Here is a 294-nt window from a genome sequence, read left to right as displayed (position 1 = left end):
ATTGCAGAGCTGTCTAGTATTTCCTTCAAAAATTATAGCTTTAGTTATCCACAGGCGGAAAGAGCCAGCCTACAGGACATCAATTGGACACTGAAAGCAGGGCAAACTGTAGGTATCGTTGGGAAAACTGGTTCGGGAAAAACGACCTTGGTTCGCCAATTCTTACGCCAGTATCCGATTGGTCAGGGAAATTTTTTCATCAATCATCAATCTATTTTAGACTTTAAACGTTCTAGTATAGAGGAAAAAATTGGCTATGTTCCACAAGAACACATTTTGTTTTCAAGGTCTGTT

The 294-nt window shown here is 39.5% G+C and carries 1 protein-coding gene; it reads left to right on the top strand.

Annotated features, from left to right (window positions below; translation table 11 throughout):
- On the top strand, positions 1 to 294 hold a 294-nt coding region (locus C1G53_RS12125; protein WP_153046729.1), incomplete at both ends, for an ATP-binding cassette domain-containing protein.

The organism is Streptococcus suis (assembly GCF_002960445.1).
Taxonomy (GTDB): Bacteria; Bacillota; Bacilli; order Lactobacillales; family Streptococcaceae; genus Streptococcus; species Streptococcus hyiners.
Note: the sequence above shows the minus strand (reverse complement) of the source record. Positions and strands in the feature narration are given on the sequence as shown.